This window comes from Polyangium jinanense (assembly GCF_028435365.1).
In genome coordinates, this window is record NZ_JAGTJJ010000001.1 from 62,523 (window position 1) to 83,166 (window position 20,644).

The following is a 20,644-nucleotide window of genomic DNA, read 5'->3' on the forward strand; positions in this document are numbered from 1 at the left end:
CGGCAAGCCGACATCGACCCCCAGCCGGAGACCACTGCGAGGTCGGCAAGCCGACATCAACCCCCAGCCGGAGACCACTGCGAGGTCGGCAAGCCGACATCGACCCCCAGCCGGAGACCACTGCGAGGTCGGCAAGCCGACATCAACCCCCAGCCGGAAGGCTCGGGAAGGTCCGCGTGTCGGCATCGATATCGCGCCGATGACCTTCGGGAGGTCTCCGAGGAGGGGTCAAGTACGAGCTTTCGGCCTGGAGGTGGCTTCCGCGCGGGTAACTCCACCCGCTCTTGAACCTCTTGCAGGATTCCCCGTGGGTTCTTTCCATGACCACGCACCCGCTTGCGCTGCCGGCGGCGGTCGTGGCGTACGACGAGCGTCGCGAAGGTGATCTCTCCCGCTCCCGCTCCCACGCCCGCTTCCTGCCCGTCCATCACTTCCTACCTCTCCGGGGCCCGCTTCCGGTACACTCGCGCCCATGGTGGCCCCCTCCCCGCAGCCCGCCGTCGAGGCGGCGATTTGGCTCGCCTTCGCTCCCGGCGGCGGCCACTTCACCGCCGTCGCGGTCGGCCCCCACCACCTCCTCACGGTCGGGCGCGTCTGCGAGAACGCCCCTTACGTAAAACTCCTCCGCGCCGGCGAGCAGGTCCGCACCGCCGAGATCGTGCAGGTCCTGCCGCCCGAAGAGGGCGACCTCGCCATCCTCCGTTGCGCCGAGGAGCTGCCGCACGTCCTGCGGCTCATGCCGGCCGACGAGTTCAAGGACTTCGACCTCGACACCCCAGTCACCCTCGTCGGCTTCCGCGACAGCGTCGAGAACGCCCTCGCCAAGCGCGCCGTCGTCCTGCACTGGAGCAGCGTCTCGCTCATCGCCGGCGAACCCGAAGAGCCGCCGCCTCGCAAGTCCCAGCCCGACACCCTCCCGCCCCTGCCGCGCCTCCTCCAGGTCGTCCACGAAAACGAGGCCGGCGGGCCCCTCCTCGACAGCCGCCAGCGCCTCATCGGCATCGCGGGCCGCCACGAGGGCGAGGGCGGCACCGAGGGCATCGTCACCACCATCGACCGCTTCTACGAGCACAACCGCAAGTGGAAGATCCTCCTCGGCCCGCCGGCCGCCACGCGCGTCGCGAAGGCGCCGACCATGGCGCAGTCGTTCGTCCTCATGCACCTCGTCGCGGCCCAGCACGAGGAGCACGAGGGCACGAATCCCGCCACGCTCGTCGAGCACTACCGCGCCGCCCTGCGCCTCGACGCCTCCTCCGGCGCCGCGCACCTCGGCCTCGCTCACGCCAAGAGCGTCGCCGGCGAGATCGACGAGGACGTCTTCCGCAGCATCGGCCGCGCCTGCGGGCTCCTCCCGGCCTCCGAGTGGTCGCCCGAGTGCGCCGACGCGCGCCTCGCGAACCTCCTGCGCTCCTCGAAGCACCTGCACGGCGTCGTCACCGCCCTCCGCGCCGACCTCAAGAAGGGCCGTCCCCTCGCCGAGTGGGCCGCGCTCGGTCGCGCCGTCGCCGACCTCGTCCACGCCCCGCCGCCCGACTCCGAGGACCCGAACCGCCCGCGCCCGCCCGAAAAAGCCGCCGGTCGCCTCCTCCTCTGGGCCGGCCAGCCTCGCAGCGTCATCGCCATCCCCTCGCGCGAGCAGCCCGACATCCTCCGCGCGGCCGCCTTCCTCCTCGTCAACCACGCCGAGCAGGCCCTCTTCTGGCTCGACGATCCTCAGGAGGACGAGGAGGTCGAGTCGAGCCGCATGGAGACGACCCAGCAGCTCGTCCTCGCGCTCCGCTGGATCGCTCGCTGCCGCGAGGGCACGTACGACGGACTCCTCTCGCGCGAGGTCGCCGAGAAACACGGCGCCATCCTCGGCAAGCTCATGCCCGGCGGCGACGTCTTCTCCTGGCACGCGCACGCCGTCGCCAAGGCGTACCACGGCGAGATCGAGAGCGGCCTCGAGGATCTCGACCGCGCCATGCGCCTCCTCTCGCCGATGGCCCTGCCGGGCCGCTGGTCGCGTGAGTTCCCCGGCCTGCTCCCCACGCCCGCGCAGCTCGCCGCCGTCTTCGGCCGCGTCGTGCTCGATCAAGGTAAGCCCGAGCTCGCCCGCAAGGCGCTCGAAAAGCTGCCGATGCCGGGCTCGGACGACGCCCACGGCGCCGAGCTCACGAGCATCGAGAAGAAGCTCCGCGCCCTCGCCGGCGTCGACGCCGAGGTCGAGGTCTCGCCCGACCGCGCCCTCCTCAAGGCCAGCCGCAAGGATCCACGCGCCGTGCGCCTCGCCCGCGTGCTCGCGTTCTTCGCCGAGGCGGACCTGCCGCGCGAGCGCCTCGGCGATCTCGGCGAGGCCCTGCCGGTCCTGCTCAAGCTCGGCTTCTTGCGCGAGGAGGCCGATGTCGTCTCCTACGAGCCCACGTTCCGGGCACGCGTGCGCGACTTGCTCTCGCCCGATCAGCGCATCGCGGCCCTGCACGAGGCGCTCGACCTCCTGCTCATGGCCTACCTCGAGGCGAGCGCGCGCGAGCGCACCGAGCTCTGGCCGCACGTCCAGGAGACCACGAAGGCCGCGGTCGAGCACCAGATCGAGTTCGTCCCCGCGGCCGAGCTCCTCGCCCGCGTGGGCAACCAGCGCGCGCGCGAGCTCTCGTATGCCGAGGCGCGCGAGCTGCTCGAACAAGCCCACGACCTCGGGAGCCGCGGCTCGGCGCCCGCCGATCTCTGCGCCGAGATCGACATGGATCTCGGCTGGGTCGAGGTCCTCTCGGGCACGACGCCGCGTTCGCAGGAGCGGCTCGAGCGGGCTTTGAACTTTTACAACGAAATGGCCATGACCTCGACCGGCGCGACCCCGCACCGTCGAATGGCGCGTATCCATTACAGCCTCGCGCGACTCGCCGTGAGCAAGAGTGATCGCGACGCCGCATACATGAACGCGTGCCGCGCGCTGGAGGAGGCCGATCGCGGCTTCGAGCCGGGCACGCGCAAGGCCGCGCAGATCTATACGAGCCTCGCCCACCTCTTCCTCGACCTCGGCGATCACCTGCGCGCGCGCAAAGCCACGGCGCGGATCTCGCCGCGCGAGCGCGAGACCCGCACCGATCTCGCGTTCGATTCCTGATTCGTTCACGCCCGGAACGCTTGTGGCGCGGCGCCTTCCGCGTTTACCATCCGTTCCGCAATGAATTTCGAAACGCTCGTCGAGAACATCAGCTGGGCGAGCGTAGACGGCGAGACGATGATGGACCGTCACGGCCGTGACGTCGCCGTCGTCGTCGCCAAGGTCGCCTACAAGGTGAGCCGCGAGGGCGCGCCGAGGCTCGCGCTCGCGCCGGTGCGTCGCGTGGACGAGGGGGACGGCGGCGGGGGCGTGCGTTTTCCCGCGGATCTCGTGGCCGACGAGAAACCCGGCACCGACGTCGGCCTCGTGGGCGTCGCGTATCCGCCGCCGCGCTCAGCCGGGACCAAGGGGCGCGTTTATGCGTGGCTCCAGGTCGGCACGCTGCGCAAGGTCGTCGTCGTGCACGGGCCGCGCGTGCACGTGAAGAACTGGCGCGGCGCCGTCGCTCCCTCGGATCCCGCGCCGTTCGTCGAGCCCGTGCCGCTCCGCTTCGACAAGTGTCACGGCGGCCTCGACCCCATCACGGGCGCGTTCGAGCCTGCGAATCCCATCGGGATGGGTTTTTCAAGCCAGCCCACCCGCCTCCTCGGCGAGCCCGCGCCGCCGCTCGAACCGGCTTCGATCGAGGAAGGCGGCGCCCCGTGTCACGCCTCGTACGGCGCCTTCGCGCCGATCCCGGCGCACTGGGAGCCGCGGCGCTCGCGCATCGGCACGCACGACGCGGCGTGGTCGAAGAGCCGCGCGCCCGTGCGGCCGCGCGATTTTGATCCGATGCACCACACCTGGTCGGTCCCGGGTTTGCACAGCGGAACGCCGCTCCTCGGCGACGAGCCGGTCGAGGTGGGCGGCGTCTTGCCGGACGGCGTCTGGCGCTTCCGTTTGCCCCGGTACGCCGTGCAGTTCGGCAGCCAGATCGACGGCAAGAAGGTCGCGTACGAGACGCACCTCGACGGGTTTCTGATCGATACCGAGACCCGCGCCGTGGAGCTCACGTGGCGGGCGTCGATCGTGCTGCCGCGAAAATGGGAGCGGCTCGAGCGGATCTACGTGCTCGGGGTGGGCACGCTCCCGGAGGACGTGATCCGCGACCCGAGCCGGAGCGTAGGGGCGGGACGGGCCGCGGATCCGACGCGCGCGAGGAGTGTGTAGGCCATGAGCAAGAAAGCGTTGCGGATCGAAGTCTTCTTGAGCATCGGCGACGCCTCCTGGCCGGCGCTCCGGCTGCGCGTGGACGAGGGCATGAGCGAGCTCGGCGGGGCCTGGGTCGAGGTCGCGGTGGGCTCGGATCTCGACGTCGAGGGGCTGCTCGAAGAGCCGGCGACGGTCGTGATCTTCTGGGACGGGCAGGAGAAGCGGCGGTTCTCCATGCAGCTCGCGCGGGGCCGCTTCCTCGACGAGAAGGACGGCCACCTGCACTACGAGCTCGAGCTCCGGCCCTCGCTCTGGTTCCTCGGCCTCGACAAGAACACGCGCAAGTGGCGCGACCAGCCCGCCGAGCCGATCGTCTCGAAGGTCCTCGGCGAGGGCTCGGTCAAACACGCGTGGCGCACCACGCGGCAATCGGCGTCGCAGCCGTACTGCGTGCAGTATCGCGAGACAAACCTCGCATTCGTGTCGCGGATGCTGGAGTTCGAGGGTTTTTATTACACGTTCGATCCCGACGGCACGATGATCGTCGGCGACGCGTCCTCGGCCTCGCCCGAGGTCGAGGGCGGCGCGGAGTTCGAGCTCATCGATTCGGCGGGCGCGCTCTCGCATGGCGACTTCGGCGTCACCTCGTTCGAGCGCGGCGCGGTCGTGGGATCCGGCAAGGCCACGGTCAACGACCACAACTGGAAGACGCCGGCCCTGTCACTCCTCGCCTCGGCCACGGGCGCGAAGGACACGCACCTCGAGGTGTACGATTACCCCGTCGGGTATCGTGATCCGGCGGCGGGCGAGGTTTTGGCCAAGCTCCGCGTCGAGGCGCTCTGCGCGGAAAAGCGCTTCGTGGAGGGCACGAGCACGGTCTTTTCGTTCGCGCCGGCGCGCATCTTCTCGTTCACGCACGAGGAGGGCGCGAGCTTCAGCGGCCGCTACCTGCTCGTGCACGTGGAGCACGAGTATCGCGAGGAGGCGGGCGTCGCGCACTACGAGAACCGCTTCCGGGCCATCCCCGCGGACGTCCCGTTCCGCCCGGCGGTCCGGACGGAGCGCCCGGAGATCGAGGGCAACCACACGGCGATGGTGCGTGGCCCCGCGGGCGAGGAGATCCACACGGACGCCTACGGCCGCGCGAAGGTGCAGTTCCACTGGGATCGCGAGGCCAAGGGCACGGACGAGGACTCGCGCTGGATCCGCATGACGCAGGAGATCTCGACCTCGATCGCGCTCGCGCGTGTCGGCTGGGAGATCAGCGTCGGCTACATCGACGGCGATCCGACGCGCCCCGTGGGCCTCGCGCGGCAGATCAACGGGCAGATGGTCCCGATGTACAACCAGCCCTCGTTCCGCAACCGGATGACGATCCGCACGGAGACGTACCCGGGCAAGGCCGGGTTCAACGAGCTGCGCCTGGAGGACTCGGCCGGCTCGATGCACATGGACTGGCACGCCCAGAAGGACTTCAAGACCCTCGTCCAGCACGACCGGACCGAGACGATCGGCAACAACCAGACGGTGCTCATCGAGAGCAACTCGACGCGTACGGTCGAGAAAAACCAGACGATCGACATCGGCGGCAATCAGACGCGGACCGTGGGCCGGCACGTCGTGCACAAGGTCAACGTGGACCGGGACCACACGATCGGCGGGGAGGAGACCATCGACGTCACGCTCGGCGTCGAGACCTCCGTGATGGAGAACGACGTCGAGACGGTGGGCGGGACCCGCTACACGCGCTCGGGCAACGACGAGACCGGCTCGATCGATCGCTCGATCCAGAAGACGCTGACGCGCATCGTGGGCGGCTCGTCGATCTCGATGGCGGGCGGCTCGGTGGCCCACGAGGGCGGCGAGATGCTCTTCGAGTACGCCGGCGGGTCGAAGATCACGATCGGCATGGAGGAGAGCGTCAAGGAGGCGGTGGCCGAGAACCTCGGCACGTTCGTGAGCGGGTTCGTCCTGCGCAAGTCGAAGAGCGACATGAGCGTGTCGGCGAAAGAGACGAAGGTGAACGTGGGCGGCTCGGCGCTCTTCCGATCGGCGGAGCGCATGGAGCTCCGGAGCCGCGTGATCGAGCTCGTCTCGTCGGCCTCGATCGCGCTCCGCGCCGGGGCGCTCTCGATCGAGATGACGCCCGGGAACGTGACCATCACCGGGCCGCTCAAGCAGGAGAGCGAGACGAAGATCACCCTGCGTGGCAACCCCGAGAAGCTGACGCCCTGAAGGAGAACGCGCGATGGAACTTGCATTCGCCGAGGTCGTCGTCACGGGGATCGAGGTGCGCCGCGTGCTCTCGCTCCGCGGAGAGGAGGCGCTCTCGACCCTCTTCCGGTACGAGGTCGAGGTCGAGGTCGAGCTGCCGCTGCCCGACGTCGACGTGGTGATCGGCGCGGAGGCGACGCTGACCCTGCGGGATCAGGCGCACAAGGAGCGCGTGGTCACGGGCGTGGTGGCCGAGGCGAGCGCACGGGCGCTCGATAGCGAGCGCGGGCGGGCGACGCTCGTCCTCCGGCCGATGATGTGGCGGCAGTCGCTCGGGCGTGACTGCTACGCGTCGCAGGACGTCCGTGTGCAAGACGTGGTCGACGATGTGCTCGCCGACTACACCGGAAAATACCGCTGGGCGCTCACGCGCAGCTACCCGCGCTACCCCTACCGCGCGCAGTACCGCGAGGACGACTGGACCTACGTGAGCCGCCTCCTCGAGGAGGAGGGGATTTACTACTGGTTCGATCACGACGCGGGCTCGATCACCGTCTTCTCGGACAACTCGACGGCCGCGCCGGAGATGCCGGGCGGCGCGCTCCTGCCGTGGGTGCGCGAGAGCGCGCTCCAGCCGAAGCAGGACGCCGTGACGCAGCTCGGCTCGGTGAGCGCGGCTTCGACGGGTCGGTTCGCGGCGAAGTCGTACGACCTCAAACGTCCGCTCGTGCCGATCAAGGCGCAGGCCGGCGCGGGCCGGCACGAGGTGTACGACGCGCCGGGCGGGGGCACGGGGATGGAGGCGATCCTCGCGGTGCGGGTGCGAGATCAGCGCGACGCGGCCGTGGCCGCGCGGGCGGGCGTGATGGGTTTGTCGACGAGCGTGCGCCCCTACCCCGGCGTCACGCTCGAGATCGACGGGCACCCGGTCGGCAAGCTGAACGGGCGTTACCTCGTGACGCGCGTCGAGGTCGACGGCGACGAGCATCAGCCGTGCGACACGCGCTTCTGGGCGATCCGGGCCGAGGTCGCGTTCCGGCCCGAGCGAGCGACGCCGGAGGCGAAGCAGGCGGGGCTCCAGCTCGGGCAGGTGATCGGGCCCGACGGGCAGGAGGTGCATCCGGACGAGCTCGCGCGGGTGCGGACGATCCTGCACTGGGATCGGCTCGGCCCGCGCAACGAGAAGGGCGGCACGTGGATGCGCGTGGCGCAGCGCGCGGCCCCTGGATCGATGCTGTTTCCGCGCATGGGCTGGAACGTCGCGACCTTCAACGAGGAGGGCGGCGTCGACGCGCCGAGCGTGATCTGGCGCATCCACGACGGCCAGCGCCTGCCCGAGTACAAGCTGCCCGGCAACATGACACGCGTCGTGTGGAAGACGGCGACGGTGCCCGCGGACGGCACGGCGAACGAGATCTACTTCGAGGACCGGATGGGCGCCGAGGAGATGTTCATCAACGCCTCGCGCGACATGAACTACATCGTCCTCGATTCGCGCTGGGAGAGCATCCAGAACGACTCCACGCGCACGGTCGCGGCAAACCACGACCTGACGATCCACGCCTCCCAGGAGGAGCGCGTGATCCGCGATCAGCAGATCCGGATCGGCGGCAACGAGACGCTGACGGTCTCGGGCCTGCGCATCAAGTCGGTCTCGGGCAACGAGACGGAGACCGTGGGCGGCTCGCGGACGATCCGCGTGGGCGACGCGCACCGAACGTCCGTGAAGGGGGATCGCACGCTCTCCGTCGGCGGGTCGCTGATCGAGATCACGCCGAACAACATCAACCGGACCTCGCGCGACATGGTGACGGTCGTCGGCGGCAGCGTCGTGAAGATCGCGGGCGAGGACGTCTCCGAGGTCGCGCGCAAGGACTCGGTGCAGGTCATCGCCGGCTCGAAGATCGAGGTGGCGAAGAAGGACCGCGCCCTCGACGTGAACAAGGTGTGGAACGAGGAGGTCGGCGGCTCGATCGTCTGCGTCTCGAACGAGAAGTACCTCGACAACGCCGACACGACGTCGACGTGGAAGGTCACGTCGTCGGTCCTCGGCAGCGCGCCCGTCGTGCACATCGAGGCGGTCGAGAGCATCCGGTTTTCGTGCGGATCGAGCGTGCTCACGATGACCACGGAAGCGATCACGATCACGACCCCGAGCCTCGATCTGTCGGGCGCGACGTTCGACGCCGACAGCGGGATCATCGAGCACAACTGAGGAGGACGCCGTGGCAACCGAGGATCCGCTTCGTTATTTCATCGAGCTCGGCGGCGCGACGTACCCCGTCAAGACGATCACGGGCGAGGAGGCGCTCTCGCGGCCGTACCGCTTCGAGATCACGCTCCAGGTCGAGCCCACCGATGCGCTGGATCCGGACGCGCTCATCTTCACGGACGCCACGGTCACGCTGACGCGCGCCGCCGACGAGCGGCGGATCCAGGGCGTGGTGACCCAGATCAAGCGCGCCGCGACGCGCAAGGGCAACGCGGGCACGGGCAAGGTGACGCTCGTGCTCGAACCGCGCCTCGCGACCGCGCGGCACCGCGTCGACATCCGGATCTTCCGCGACAAATCCGCGCCCGAGATCGTGGCCGAGGTGATCGGCGCGCACGGCGTGACCGTGGAACCGCGGCTCGTGGGCTCGTACGTCAAGCGCCCGTACTGCGTGCAGATGCGCGAGTCGGACCTCGATTTCGCGGCGCGGCTGCTCGAGGACGAGGGGATCTTCTACGTGGTCGACGACGAGGGCCGCATGGTCCTCGGCGATTTCACGAGCGCGTATGTCGAGGGCCCGGGGACGCTCGCGTTCCACCATGACTCGGGGCTGCACGAGAACCGCGACGCGATCTTCGAGGTCGGCTGGGCGGGCCGCGCGACGGCGGGCAAGGTCTCGCTGCGCGACTTCAACCCGGAGCGGCCGCGCCTCGACATGGACGTCTCGGCCAAGGGCCCGACGGCGTGGGGACCCGAGTGGTACGACTATCCGGGCGAGTACGAGCTGCCCGCGCAGGGCCAGGCCAAGGCGAACCTCCGGGCCGCGGCGCTCGCCTGCGTGAAGCGCCGCCTCGCGGGTCGATCGACGGCGGGGCGCATGGCGACGGGCACGATCTTCTCGCTCCTCGACGCGCCCTCGGGGGTCGCGGACGGCGCGTACGTCCTGACGAAGGTCGTGCATGCGTGGGATCGGACCGCGTCGTCGTTCTCGGTCGCGTTCGAGGCGCTGCCCGCGGACGTCGTGTATCGCCCGCTCTGCGAGACGCACGTGCCGACCTTGCCGAACCCGCTCACGGGCTTCGTGACGGGCCCCGCGGGCGCGGACATCCACACGGACGCGTGGGGCCGCGTGAAGGTGCATTTCCCGTGGGATCGGCTGCAGCCCAAGGACGACACCTGCTCGCACTGGATCCCCGTTTTGCAGGACAACACGGGTCGATCGTCGGCGATGCCGCGCATCGGCTGGGAGGTGCTCTGCCAGTTCCTGGAGGGGGATCCGGACAGACCCGTCATCCTCGGACGTGTCTTCAACGCGGCGGATCCCTTCCTCGAGGAGCTGCCGATCCGCAAGATGCGCACCTCGCTCCACTCGCTGACCTCGCCGCGCTCGACGGACAAACCCTCGGGCTACAACATGATCCGCTTCGACGACCTGGCCGGCGCGCAGGAGATCCACGTCCACGCGCAGAAGGATCAGAACATCGTCGTCGCGAACAACCAAGACGAGAAGGTCGGCAACGTCGAGCAGCGGACCGTCAAGGGCAACGAGGCGATCCGGATTGGCGCGAACGAGACCATCAACGTGACGGACGACAGCGCGTCGAAGGTCGACGGCAACCTGACCGTGAACATCGGCGGCAACCGTACCGCGACCATTTCGGCCTCGCAGACGGACACGGTCCACAAGGACCACACGATCTCGATCGGCGGCTCGCACCTGCGCGACACGCACGCGGACGACAACGTCGCGGTCGAGCAGAACATGACGGAGCTCATCGCCGGGCACGTCTTCGAGCAGTCCGGGCACACGAACGCGGTCACGGCCGGCAAGACCTCGACGCTCGTCGTGGGCGGCTCGATCGTCGAGATCGGCAAGCTCAACAAGGCCGAGAACACGGAGAAGGTCCGGAACGAGACCGTGAGCGGCCTCGTCTTCAGCAAGGCCGACGAGAAGCACGCGTCGCGCGCCGAGGAGTCGCGCACGACGACCGTGGCGGGCGACTACATCGGCGTGTCGCTGAAGGAGCTCTTGCTCGCGGGCCTCGAACGGCTCCGCATCGAGTCCACGAGCACGACCCTCTCCGCGCCCGAGATCACGCTGAAGGTCGGCGACACCGAGATCCACCTGAAGAGCGGCCGGATCGACATGAAGGCGCCGAGCGAGATCACGATCGACACGCAGCAGGCCAATAACCTCGCATCGACGACGTCGTCGCAGAACTGAGGAAGGCGATGGCCCACACGAACTACCTCTATCGCATCTTCCACAGGCCGGCGTCGCACGCGCGTGCCCTCATCAACGGCATCCCGATCTACGACCGGATCGTCCCCGACAACGTCGCGCCGGTCGGCCCCGTCACGCACTGGCTGGTCCGCGGCGAGAACACGATCACGGTGGAGCTCTCGCCCTCGCCGCGCTCGCCCCTCACGCCGGATCTCGGGCCGCATTTCGAGATCTCCGTGCGGCTCGCGGAGGACATCGATCACGCCATCTTCACCTGGGACTACCCGAAAAGCGTCGCTGCGCTGGGCCTGCCGATCGATCTGCCGCTCGTGGGCGGCGGCGTGCTCCGCATCGACGACGACCTGCCCGATCCCGTGTATCGGCGCGGCTCGCGCGAGGAGTTCCCGGTCGAGGGCACCCTCGATCAACGCGCGGCCGTGCAGGAGCTCTACGACGCGTTCGCGACGCGCGACGCCGGGCGCTTCGAGACGGCGATGGACCTGAAGGTGCGCGAGTTCGAGCGTTATTACGGCCCGCAGCCCCTCTCGCGCGCCGAGGCCTTGAAGCGGATGAACGAGCCATGGCTCATGGAGCCCTTCGACGCGCACGACCTGCGCTTCGACCGCTACGCCGACGGCCGCGTCGCCTACGTGCGCCGCGCCTCCGGCAAGCCCGCCGTGCGCGCGCAGCACCGCGACGAACCCACGCTCGGCTGGGGCTCGAACTTCTACATGACGCGTCTCGATGGGCGCTGGCGCATTTTCTGTTGACGGACCGATCTCGAGGCGACGGAGGAACGAGCGATGGGCGCGACCGTTACGAACGAAGACCGCGGCGTCACGACGAAGACCAGCGAGCACACCGCGATGACGATCGGCCCGACGGACGTCTGCTTCGATCCGCCGAAGCAGAAGCCCGTGCCGCACATCAACCACGTGACGACGGACAAGGCCGTCGAGCACACGTCCGGAAAAACGCTCTTCCAGAACGGCAACGTCGTGCGCGTGGGCGAGGCGATCACGCCGAGCGATCCCGCGCACGGGGACTCGGGCGGCGGCGTCGTCAGCGGCACGTACCGCGAGGAGGCGCGGGCCACGGCCGGCTCGCCCGACGTCCGCGCCGAGGGCAAACCGCCCGCGCGGACCGATGATCCCACGACGCAGAACCACTCGAACACGACGGGCAAGATCCTGCAGGACGTGCCGCCGGAGTTGCTCACGGACAACCCCGAGGAGTTCTTCAAGCGCTGCTCCTACGACACGTCGGAGATCAAGGGCGGAGACGAGGAAGCCCCGTTCGTCGGCAACATGCCGCAGATCGACATCAAGCGCGGCGACGAGATCAAGATCGTCGCGAAGCGGAAAAACGCGAAGGTGCCCGACGCGCCGCCGGATTGTGTTCAGCCGCCGCACATGAAGTGGCTGCTCACCCGATCGGGCGGCCTCACCGCGCTCGGCGCGGCGATCCCCGAGAAGACGGGCGAGATGGAGGGCGACGAGATCACGCTCGGCGAGGATTGGAACCCGCCGTATGGCGGCCCGATCGAGTTCTCCGGCGAAATTTCGCAGAACGATTCGGACGCGACGAAGCGCCGGCGGATCAACGACAAGAACCGCTACGCGCAGCAGAACGCGGCGGCGCGTGGCTCGTCGCGGGTCGAGAACCAGGACGGGCGGCAGGCGTACCAGCAGGTCCAGCGCGACAAACAGCTCGAGGAAGCGGCGCTGAACAACCTGCGCACGCTGGCCGAGTTCCTCTGGGCCTGGCGCGCGTACCAGAACCCGGTGCGGATCCTGATCACCGGCCGCGCGTGCAGCGGCGGGGTCAGCTACGAGGTGCACTGTTATCCCGAGGGGGAGTTCACGTTCGAGCTCCCGCTCGAGCCCATCATTCGCGTGGGCCGCTGGATCAACCGCAGCCTCGAAACCGTCCAGCAGTTCGCGCGCCTCGGCAGGGTCGAGACCGAGGGCAGCATCAAGGCCCCCGGCGACGACTTCAAGGTCGAGATCCAGTTCAAGTGGGAGCCGGGCGAGGACGCGGATCTCTACCGGATGGTGCGCACCGCGGAGGTCAGCGTCAGCGGCCTCCTCTTCGAGCTCACGTTCGAGGCGAGCTGCCCGCTCACGAACTTCCTCGCCATCGTCCCGTTCGTCGGCGGCGTCGCGGCGAGCGCGGTCGGCTGGATCATCCAGCGCATGGGCGCCGAGGCGAGCATCGGGTTCGGCGTCGAGGTGAGCATCTCCGCCGCGGCGTACATCTCGTTCAAATGGACGAAGGCGCGCGGCTGGCAATGGGACACGGCGGGGGTGAAGCTGCCGGTCGAGGTCAAGATCTACGCCTTCATCCGCGTCCAGGTGCGTGATTGGCTTCAGATCGAGGGCCGCATCCAGGTCCAGGCGGAATGGGCGCTGCTGCTCGAGGCGAGCGACGCCGGCCTCGCGCTCAAGTCGGACGACGGCGAGCTCAAGGCGGGGCTCACGGGTCTCATCAAGATCGACGTCTGGTTCTACAGCTACGAGCAGACCGGTGAGTGGTGGCCCGATTGCCTCAAGACCGAGTTCAAGAAGACGGACCTCGCAACCCTCATCAGCAACTGATGCCCAAGGCCGAGCCTTTTCGCCGCATCCTCGTCGCGGAGTCGCCGGTTCGTCCCGCCGGAGAGCGCCACGCCAAACCCCTGCCTTGTCACGTCGGCGTCTTGCCCTGGGCCGTCGATCGGAACTGGCTCACGATCTTCGTCGTCGCCACGTTCCGCTTCGATCGGAGCGCGACGCATCGGTCGATCCCGCTCGAACCCGCGCCGCCGCGGCGCCTGCACGCAGGTCCGAGCGCGCCCGGTGAGCCCGTGCGGATCGACGATTTCGTTCCCTTGCGCCTCGCGGTCGATCTGACGCTCGCGGGGCACGTGGAGATCGTCCCCATGCCTTCGGGCACGCTCGGGCCGAGCGCGCTGCCGCGCCTCGCCGAGGTGGGCCTCGGGGCGCGGCGCCTTCCCTTCCTGGTGCAAGCGGACAAACCCGGGCGGATCCCGCTCCGGCCGCCGTATACGCGGACGCCGCACGGCCGTGAGATCGATCTCGGGCCGGAGGCCTGTCACGACGGATCGAGGCACGATTTCCTGCACCCGGAGAAGTTCGACCTGAGCGTCTACCAGGCGGGGACGCCGGAGATTTCGTACGAGGTCGAAGAAGTGACCTCGATCTACCTCGCGGGGCTCGGGCCGGATCCCGCGGCGACGTGGGAGATCGCGCTGCCGGCGTACGTGCCGCGCGCGCTCGTGGACTACAGCTCCGCCCGCGTGCGCCGCGGGGACGTGCAGCTCTTCCTCGACGGCGTCGCGATCGACCTGGATCAATCGACGGTGGACGTGACCTTTCGCGGGCTCGTCGAGACCACGGACAAACCACACCTCGACGTGGACCGGATCGTGATCGGCTGGGCCCCTCCCCGGCGCTGGAGCGAGGACGCGGCGGGCGCGTGGGACGATGTTTTGCGGGAGCTGCCGCGCGGGCGGTTCCGCTTCGCGGTGGAGCGCGAGGATGTGCTGAAGGGCGAGGATCCGCCCGCCCTGCGGCAGGAGGAGCTCCTGATGGCTCGCTACGAAACGTGGGGACACCCGAACGCCGCCGAGCCGGAGATGCAGCCGCACGAGGCCGCGCAGGTCGCGGCGGAGCTCGCCGAGCAGCGATGGCCTCGCGGCGAGGTGCTCGCGAAGCACAGGATCGACGAGTACACCTGGGGGATCGAGGAACGCGCGTGGGCGCAGCGGCTCGCGAGCGTGCGCGAGGAGGCCGACGGCGGGCCGAGCGGGGAGTACGTCCGGGCCTACCGGCGCGCCTCGCAGGCGCTCGCGACGCCGCGGGAGGCCGCGATCACGCCCAAGGAATTCGTGGCGATCGCGGCGAAGATGAAGCGCGAGGATCCGACGCAGGTGCTCGCGAAGGCGGGGCTCGGGATCGCGGCCTTCGGGCGGCTCGAATGGCGCTTCCGCGAGAAGGCGGCCGAGGACAAGGCGTTCGCCGCGGAGCTCGCGCGCCTCATGGCGGAGGAAGAGACACCGCGCGAAGGGCCGAAGCTCGGTGAAGGCGGGGCGCGTGAGGAGGGCGGTCGATGACCACGATGGGCCTCGTCGCGGGCGTGGGGATGTCAACGCCGCTCGGGCTCGACGCGCGGCAGTCGGCGCTCATGCTGCGCGCGCGCAAGCTCTCGCCCGGGAAAACCGGGCACCGGGATCGGCGCGGAAACTCCATCGGAGACGTGCGCGCGATCCGCATCGACGACGCCTGCAAGGGGCGCGAGCGGCTGATCGAGCTCGCGGCGCCGGCGCTCGTGGAGGCGACGCGCGGGATCGGCGCGGCGAAAGGGCCGATCCCGCTGTTCCTCTCGCTGCCGCCGCGACGCGCGGAGGAGGAGGAGCCGCTCGGGCCGGACTTCCTCGACGTCCTCGGCAAACGCGCGGGCGTGGCCGTCGCGCTCGCGGCCTCGGAGGCCGTGGTGCTGGGGCACGCGGGTTTCGCCGCGGCGCTCGCGCGGGGCCTCGCGGCGCTCGCGGCGCCGGGAGCGGGCCCGTGCGTGGTCGTGGGCGGCGTCGACAGCCACCATGATCCGGCCGTGCTCGCGGCGCTCGACAAGGAGCGGCGGCTGCACGCCGAGGGGGCGTGGAACGGCTTCATCCCGTCGGAGGCCGCGGCGTTCGTGGTGCTCGCGCGGCAGGATGCGGCCCCGCCGATCGCGCGCGTGCTCGCAGTCGCGACGGGGATGGAGCGCGAGGACGGGACGGAGATCGGCGAGGCCGCGACAGAGGTCGCGCTCCGCGTCGCCGGGGCGATGCGCGCGCCCGTGCCGTGGGTCCTGCCGGACGTGAACGGGGAGCGGCACCGCGTGAAAGAGTGGAGCTTCGTGCGCATCCGGAACCGATCGGCCTTCGACGAGGCCAAGACGATCGAGACGCGCCTCTACGACGAGCTCGGCGACGTGGGCGCGGCGAGCGGTGCCGTGCACGCAGCGTACGCGTGCATGGCGTTTCGCCTGGGGTTCGCCCCGGCACCGGAGGCGCTCGTCACGCTCGCGTCCGAGGGCCCCGCCCGCGGCGCCTTCGCCCTGGGGGCGCCATGATGCTGCAAGGTTTGCCCGGAACGACATCGACGCGCCCGCTGCTCGAAGGCGTGCGGTCCGCGCTCGAAGACAGCCTGCTCGCGATCGCCGATCGATCGGACACGGCCGAGCTCGCCGAGGCGCTCCGCGAGGGGATCGCGCTCCTGACCCGCCTCGTCGCGGACGAACCGCGCGACCTGGACGCGCTCGAAGCCCTGTCGCGCACCTCAACCGCGCTGAAGGCGGCGCGCGAGCGGATCTCGCTCGACGAGGTGGTGGCAAACCGCATCGAGGGCGCGGCGCGCTGGCTCGCAGACGCGAGCGAGCGGCTGCGCGGACGGCTGCCGGCGCGGGCCCTGGGGGCGGCCGCGGAAGCCACGCAGAACGAGGAGATCGTCGCGAGCGTGGGCGTCCCGCGGGCACATCCGGTCGTCGTGCCGCCGCCGCGGGTGCTCTCGCGCGAGGAGGCGACGGCCGCCGAAGGGGCACGCGGGCGGGCCCTGCTCGCAGCGTCGCGGGGCGCCGCGGGGGAGCTCGCGCAGATCCGCGCCCTCGCGCGCGACTGCTTCGAGGACATCGCAAGCCTCGGCAGCCTGCGCAGGCTCTACGATCACGAGCCCTGGGTCGACGCCGGCCCCTTCGAGCAGCGCCTGCTCGACAACCTCGACGCGCTCGTCGCGCTCGAACGGCCGCTCGATCCAGCCGCGCCCTCGCTCGGGCTCGTGGAGTCGCTCTTCGCATACGCCATCGAGTGGGTCGTGCCCGATTTCGGCCGGACCTTCGCGCTCGCCTTCACGCTCTCCTGTCTCGCCTCGGAGACGGCGATGCGCTGGGTCGTGCTGGCACTGCGCCGCTCGCACCCACGGACGTACCCGGCATTCGTCGATGCATTCGCGCTCGGCTCGAACGAGGCGATCGATCGCACCCTCGTCGAGCTCTGTCGCGAGGACGATCCCGCGCTCGTCGAGGTCGCGCTCTCCGCGATGGCGCGGCGCGGCCGCGTGGACATGGCGAGCGCGGTGCTGCTCCTCATGCGGCCCTCACCTTCGCCGGCCGTGCTCGACAAGGCGATCGACCTCGCGGCGCGTTTGCCCGCACAGGCGGCCACGCCGCTGCTCGCGCGCCTGCTCGACAGCCCGGACCCCGACACCGGCGCAAGCGCCGCCGCGGCCCTCACCACGCTCGGCGACGCCCGCGGCCCGAAGCACCTCCGCGCCTTGCTCCAGCGTCCCCGCACGGACGACGTCGCGGCCTTGCGCGCACGCCGCATCGCCCTCGAAGCCCTGTGCCTCCTCGGCAGCCCCTTCGATCGGAACCTCCTCGGCACCGAAGCGAGCCTCGATCGCGAGGGTTTGCCCTGGCTCGGCTGGCACGGGCACCCCGACCACGTGCCCGTTCTCATCGAAGGCATCCGCCGCGCAGCCGCGAACGGGGCATTCGACGAGGCAGATCGAATCGGGCAGGCCCTTGAGCGAATCGGCGGCGGCTCGGCACCACGCCCCGGCGCGCTCGCGGGCGGCGACTTCGAGGAGCGGCTCGCAGCATGGCTACGCGCGTTCGAGGAGCGACGGCCCCTCGACAACCCCCGCATGCGATTTGGCCAGCCGTGGACGCCGTCCGCGATCCTCACCGAGCTCACGGCGCGCGGAACGCGCCAAGGCGAACGGCCGATCCTCGCACGCGAGCTCGCGCTCGTGACCCGCAGAGCGGTGCACCTCGACGTCGCGGGCTGGATCGTCGTCCAGGAGCGCGCGCTCGCGGCGGCCCGCGATGCATTGCCCCGGCAAACCTGATCAATTCAAGCGCAGCATGCGCCCGACGATCTTGTGCACGCCTTCCGCGCGCGACAGGATCCGCTCGGCGTACGTCTCGACCTCGCCGATCGCGCGCAGCACGACGGCTGCGGTCTGCGCCGAGAGCGAGAGCTCCTCGCCGGCGTCGAGCGCGATCCGCTTCGCCTTGATGGTGTAGCTCTCGGCCGCGTCTACGCCGGGCGTCGGCTGCGTGCGTAGCGCGCCGATCACGACGAGCGTGCCGTCCGCGCCTTCCTCGACGAGCACGCGCTCGCATCGCGCGCGGGCGCCTTCGATCACGGTTGGGTGGACCGACGGATCGAGCTTTGCGGGTGCGGTCGTGGAGCCGATTCCGAGCACGACGCCGTCCTCGCGGAGTGCGTGCACCTCGGCCGTGAACAATGCCGGACGCCGGGCCGGCCCCGGCACGGGCTGGAGCCGCGGCCCCCGTTTCGCCGACGCTGCTTCGATCCCGCGCACGTTGGTGGCACGCTTCATGGCTCCTCCAGAGGCCTCGGATTCTATACGAGTCCGCGGCGCGTGCGGATCGCTTCCTCGCGCATCACGCGATCCCGCCGAGGGGTGGCGGCGCGACGCCTGGGGCCTTTGCGGCCTCGAACGCGGCGCAGAGCGCGAGGGCGAGGTCACAGCGGCCCTCGCGCGCCTCGCCCGCGAGTGCTTCTGCTTGCTGCCGCTCGTGCACGCGCCACGCGACCTCGTCGATTCCGTAGCGCGAAAGCACCTCGTGCAGCGCGTCGCGCGCGCCCCAGAGATCGACCTTGATCCGCGCATATCGCTCGATCGAGAGCTCCCCGCGCGGCGCGGCTGCGCTCGGGGAGGTGACCATGGCTCCGGACGGCGTGACCATGGCTCCCGACGGCGTAACCATGGCTCCCGAAGGCGTAACCATGGCTCCCGACGGCGTGACCATGGCTCCCGACGGCGTAACCATGGCTCCCGACGGCGTAACCATGGCTCCCGACGGCGTGACCATGGCTCCCGACGGCGTAACCATAGCTCCCGACGGCGTAACCATGGCTCCCGACGGCGTAACCATGGCTCCCGACGGCGTAACCATGGCTCCCGACGGCGTGACCATGGCTCCCGGCGCCGAGAGGACGAAGAGCGGCGTCGCCGTGGGGCTCGGTTTTCCGAACGGCAGCGCTGCATCGGGCGGAATCTTCGGCTTTCGCTCGGTCTCCGGCTCGGGCTCGTCCGCCGCCGGGGCCGGCGTGGCTGGGCGAAAGGGCAGCGCGGGCGACGCCGCGGGCTTCGCCGTGGGGACGAGCGTCCGCGTGCCATCGTCGTCCGGATCGATTGCGCCCGCCGCGACGAATGGCAGCGGCGCGGCCGCCACGGCCCTCGCCTCCGGGACACGCGTCTCGGTCCCATCGTCGTCCGGATCGATCAGCGGCAGGGTCTTCGCCACGGCGGGCGCGGGCGCCGGATGGCTCTCCGGGAGCGGGCGCAGCGGCGAGCGCTGGAACGGCAGGGTCGAAAACCCCTCGGGTTTGCTCACGTTTCCGGTCAGCGTCGGCTCGTCGTCGTCCCGCGTGAACGACACGGGCGGGCGTTCACGCCGCGGCTCGGGCGGAGGCATCGCCGGCGTGCTCGAGGGCGTGAAGGGAAGCGCGGCCGCAGGCTTCGGGGCCGTGTCGGTCAGCATCGTGATCGTGCGTGGGCCGCGAGGCCTCTCGGGCATCGCCGGGGCCTGCGGGACACTCGGCGGAACGCTTGGCGGGACGCTCGGCGCCGGGCTCGGCACGACACTCGGCACGACACTCGCCGCCGCGGTCCCCCGCGTCGGCGCAACCACCACGACCCCATCTTCCTTCGCGTGCCGGAGCGGCACCGCCGCGCGCCACGTCACGCTGCAGACCCCTCGATCCGTATCGATCAGCAGCGTATCCGCGCGCAGCCACACTTCCTGCGGGCCGCCCCCGCTACGCGTCACCATCGCTCGCGGCCGGACATCCTCGACCACCGCGATCATCCGCGGCAGCTCCGGGTGCAGGTGTTCGAGGAGGATATGCGCCTGGGCCGGCAGCTCGGTGATCTGCTGGTCCTTCGGCGCCGCGTTCCAGTACGACGCATCCACGCCCGCGGGCAGCGGCTGCTCGTGCCACGCCTCGTGCGACCACGCATTGCGATGCGCGCGCAGGTGCTCGGCGCGCGTCGGCCACCGCGCCGCGATCGGCCCGAGCCCGACCGACGGAATCTCCTGCGTGGGGCTCCGCAATACGAAACCCACCGGCTCGAAATTCGGCGGATGTCCCGGCGTCGTCGCATCGACGCACGGCGGGATCCCCACGGGATTCCACGATCTCGGCCCGCCCGCCGCGCGCATCCAACGCAGAGGCATCCGCGTGAACGGCACCGCGTCCGAAAGCCTGCCTTCCGGCAGCCAGTACCGATCGCCGTACACCACGATCGCCTTGTTCACGCCGCCCACCGCGAGACGCGCGACGAGCGACGGCACGGCCTGGCCATGGGGCGCCCACGCATGCCCCACGACCATCACGTCCACGTGCCGCTTGAACGGCGCGAGATCGTTCGGCAGGCGGATGCTGCGCGGCGAACCATCCTGCCAGTACACGTCGATCGTCTGCGGCGCGTCCGGCGTACCGAGGAGCTCGCACGGCCCGTTTCGCAGCGCGTACGTGGCCTTGCAGAGGACCGTCATCACGAAGGCGTCGGGGCGTGGCTGCCAGACGAGCTTTGCCACGGCGAGCGGGGGTTTCGCGGAGACGTGCACGGCGTCAGCTTACCATCGCGCCGCTCGCTCGATGAGGCCTCGGATCACGCGCTGCGGCGCGGCTTCCGGGCCCGAGCGCGCGTCATTGACAATCGACCCCATCCGCGCCATCTCG

At 70.3% G+C, this 20,644-nt stretch carries 12 protein-coding genes; 10 read left to right on the forward strand and 2 right to left on the reverse strand.

What is annotated here, in order from left to right:
- Nucleotides 1-472 precede the first annotated feature (472 nt).
- The 10 genes from KEG57_RS00215 to KEG57_RS00260 are packed head-to-tail and all read left to right on the forward strand — an operon-like array spanning nucleotide 473 to nucleotide 17,774.
- Nucleotides 473-3,106 (forward strand): hypothetical protein, encoded by a 2,634-nt coding sequence (locus tag KEG57_RS00215; protein WP_272418703.1) that lies wholly within the window; start codon nucleotides 473-475, stop codon nucleotides 3,104-3,106.
- 60 nt (nucleotides 3,107-3,166) lie between these two features.
- A complete protein-coding gene (locus KEG57_RS00220) occupies nucleotides 3,167-4,255 on the forward strand; it encodes a DUF2169 domain-containing protein (protein ID WP_272418702.1) in 1,089 nt (362 codons plus the stop codon).
- 3 nt (nucleotides 4,256-4,258) lie between these two features.
- Nucleotides 4,259-6,472 (forward strand): type VI secretion system Vgr family protein, encoded by a 2,214-nt coding sequence (locus KEG57_RS00225; RefSeq protein WP_272418701.1) that lies wholly within the window; start codon nucleotides 4,259-4,261, stop codon nucleotides 6,470-6,472.
- A gap of 13 nt (nucleotides 6,473-6,485) precedes the next feature.
- Entirely contained in the window at nucleotides 6,486-8,666 is a 2,181-nt protein-coding gene (locus tag KEG57_RS00230; RefSeq protein WP_272418700.1) for a type VI secretion system Vgr family protein, read from the forward strand.
- Between the two features lie 10 nt (nucleotides 8,667-8,676).
- A complete protein-coding gene (locus tag KEG57_RS00235) occupies nucleotides 8,677-10,887 on the forward strand; it encodes a type VI secretion system Vgr family protein (protein ID WP_272418699.1) in 2,211 nt (736 codons plus the stop codon).
- A gap of 8 nt (nucleotides 10,888-10,895) precedes the next feature.
- Nucleotides 10,896-11,657, forward strand: coding sequence for a hypothetical protein (locus KEG57_RS00240; RefSeq protein WP_272418698.1), 762 nt, complete (start codon nucleotides 10,896-10,898; stop codon nucleotides 11,655-11,657).
- A gap of 33 nt (nucleotides 11,658-11,690) precedes the next feature.
- Nucleotides 11,691-13,484, forward strand: coding sequence for a PAAR-like domain-containing protein (locus tag KEG57_RS00245; protein ID WP_272418697.1), 1,794 nt, complete (start codon nucleotides 11,691-11,693; stop codon nucleotides 13,482-13,484).
- Nucleotides 13,484-15,001 carry a hypothetical protein gene (locus KEG57_RS00250; RefSeq protein ID WP_272418696.1) on the forward strand — a complete coding sequence of 506 codons (1,518 nt, stop codon included), beginning with the start codon at nucleotides 13,484-13,486 and terminating at the stop codon, nucleotides 14,999-15,001. The genes KEG57_RS00245 and KEG57_RS00250 overlap by 1 nt, the downstream gene beginning before the upstream one ends.
- Nucleotides 14,998-16,002: a hypothetical protein gene (locus KEG57_RS00255; RefSeq protein ID WP_272418695.1), complete on the forward strand. Its 1,005-nt coding sequence runs from the start codon at nucleotides 14,998-15,000 to the stop codon at nucleotides 16,000-16,002. Before KEG57_RS00250 ends, KEG57_RS00255 begins: the two co-directional genes overlap by 4 nt.
- Nucleotides 15,999-17,774 carry a HEAT repeat domain-containing protein gene (locus KEG57_RS00260; RefSeq protein ID WP_272418694.1) on the forward strand — a complete coding sequence of 592 codons (1,776 nt, stop codon included), beginning with the start codon at nucleotides 15,999-16,001 and terminating at the stop codon, nucleotides 17,772-17,774. The genes KEG57_RS00255 and KEG57_RS00260 overlap by 4 nt, the downstream gene beginning before the upstream one ends.
- On the opposite strand, the gene KEG57_RS00265 is transcribed toward KEG57_RS00260, so the two are convergent.
- Together KEG57_RS00265 and KEG57_RS00270 are read right to left on the reverse strand one after the other, a co-directional pair.
- On the reverse strand, nucleotides 17,775-18,272 hold the full coding sequence (locus KEG57_RS00265) for a hypothetical protein (protein ID WP_272418693.1): 498 nt from the start codon (nucleotides 18,270-18,272) through the stop codon (nucleotides 17,775-17,777).
- A 64-nt stretch (nucleotides 18,273-18,336) separates the two neighbouring features.
- Nucleotides 18,337-20,529 carry a DUF2169 family type VI secretion system accessory protein gene (locus tag KEG57_RS00270; RefSeq protein ID WP_272457974.1) on the reverse strand — a complete coding sequence of 731 codons (2,193 nt, stop codon included), beginning with the start codon at nucleotides 20,527-20,529 and terminating at the stop codon, nucleotides 18,337-18,339.
- Between the last annotated feature and the right edge of the window lie 115 nt (nucleotides 20,530-20,644).

Coding starts and splice junctions, on each gene's coding strand:
- KEG57_RS00215 (WP_272418703.1), top strand. CDS start 473: ATGGTGGCCCCCTCCCCGCAGCCCGCCGTCGAGGCGGCGATTTGGCTC.
- KEG57_RS00220 (WP_272418702.1), top strand. CDS start 3,167: ATGAATTTCGAAACGCTCGTCGAGAACATCAGCTGGGCGAGCGTAGAC.
- KEG57_RS00225 (WP_272418701.1), top strand. CDS start 4,259: ATGAGCAAGAAAGCGTTGCGGATCGAAGTCTTCTTGAGCATCGGCGAC.
- KEG57_RS00230 (WP_272418700.1), top strand. CDS start 6,486: ATGGAACTTGCATTCGCCGAGGTCGTCGTCACGGGGATCGAGGTGCGC.
- KEG57_RS00240 (WP_272418698.1), top strand. CDS start 10,896: ATGGCCCACACGAACTACCTCTATCGCATCTTCCACAGGCCGGCGTCG.
- KEG57_RS00245 (WP_272418697.1), top strand. CDS start 11,691: ATGGGCGCGACCGTTACGAACGAAGACCGCGGCGTCACGACGAAGACC.
- KEG57_RS00250 (WP_272418696.1), top strand. CDS start 13,484: ATGCCCAAGGCCGAGCCTTTTCGCCGCATCCTCGTCGCGGAGTCGCCG.
- KEG57_RS00255 (WP_272418695.1), top strand. CDS start 14,998: ATGACCACGATGGGCCTCGTCGCGGGCGTGGGGATGTCAACGCCGCTC.
- KEG57_RS00260 (WP_272418694.1), top strand. CDS start 15,999: ATGATGCTGCAAGGTTTGCCCGGAACGACATCGACGCGCCCGCTGCTC.
- KEG57_RS00265 (WP_272418693.1), bottom strand. CDS start 18,272: ATGAAGCGTGCCACCAACGTGCGCGGGATCGAAGCAGCGTCGGCGAAA.